The 1,279-nt window shown below is 42.6% G+C and carries 1 protein-coding gene and 1 pseudogene; one reads left to right on the top strand and one right to left on the bottom strand.

Features of this window, described 5'->3' with window-relative positions; genetic code table 11:
* The coding region (locus G469_RS08130) for a L,D-transpeptidase (protein WP_156908397.1) at window positions 1-572 on the top strand (572 nt) is incomplete at its 5' end.
* A gap of 96 nt (window positions 573-668) precedes the next feature.
* Here G469_RS08130 and G469_RS09195 read toward each other — a convergent pair.
* Window positions 669-1,279, bottom strand: a pseudogene (locus G469_RS09195) (L,D-transpeptidase); the annotation flags it as partial.

Consider the following 1,279-nt stretch of genomic DNA (forward strand, 5'->3'; position numbering starts at 1 on the left):
TAAATTCCAACGGCCAAATGCTTACAGGCTGGCAGCAAGTTGGTGGTAAGTGGTACTACCTCAATCCTAGTAGTGGAAGGATGCATACGGGGTGGACTTGGGATGGTGAAGCGTACTATTTCTTAGCAAGCGATGGTCATTGGATTGAAGTAAGTACTCAGTACTATGACATGTTTACCTATGCGCAAGGCTATTCCAGCTCTACAAACTATTTAATTCTTGTTGATACCTCAGGCTGTCGTGTAGCTGTATATTATGGCTCTTATAATAATTGGAGTCCCGTAAGAGAGTTTATCTGTAGTCCAGGAAAGCCATCCACGCCTACGGTTAAAGGTCAATTTACTGTTCAATCAAAGGGCTATGTCTTTGGCCGTGGCTACAGCTGCTATTACTATACGCAGTTTTATGGAGACTATCTTTTCCACTCTATTCTTTATTATCCAGGTACTTTTAGAGTTCAAGATGGTCGTCTTGGACAGCATTTATCGCATGGATGTATACGCCTTGCCATTGGAAATGCTAAATGGATTTATGATACGGTTCCAAGAGGTTCGAAGGTTGTAGTGTGGTAAGTCTCCAGTAGGATTACCTGGCAATTAAAATATGGGTACCAGTATGTGACCAATCTAGTACGCGCACAGAATGCCTACTAGATTGGTCATTTGTATTTAGTACATATTATACGAAGTTGCCCAGCCCCATTTTGGGGTATAGGTTGTGGCGTAATGTCCAAGCCACGCATTAAGCGGCATAGTTCTTATATAACCTACATTGTCCATCACCATGTTGTTACCAACATAGATGCATACATGGCCATATATTTCCCCAAGATAGGTATTACTGTGAGAAGGTACTCCTATAATCATGCCAACTTTTAAGTCACTCATCTCTGTATTGATACAGTATTGCCAATACATGTCACGAGCATCCCCCTCTGGACAACCAAGTCCAGCCTTGCTGTAAACTTGGGAAACCCACATGGCGCATAGGCCTGCGCCAGGGCTAGGGATTGCATATGCTGCCTCTACAATGTATTGCTGAGCCCATGTTTTTGGTGTTTGCTGAGGCTCATATAGTGTTCCAGTATGTTCGTTCAAATACCAGAGAGAAGAGTTAAAAGTTGCTTTACCGGTCAGCTTTTCACCTGAATAATTAAATAAATACCATTGATTATTGTAGTAAAGCCACCCCGTATGCATCCTTCCACTACTAGGATTGAGGTAGTACCACTTACCACCAACTTGCTGCCAGCCTGTAAGCATTTGGCCGTTGGAATTTA

It is taken from the genome of Atopobium fossor DSM 15642 (assembly GCF_000483125.1).
Classification (GTDB): Bacteria; Actinomycetota; Coriobacteriia; order Coriobacteriales; family Atopobiaceae; genus Atopobium; species Atopobium fossor.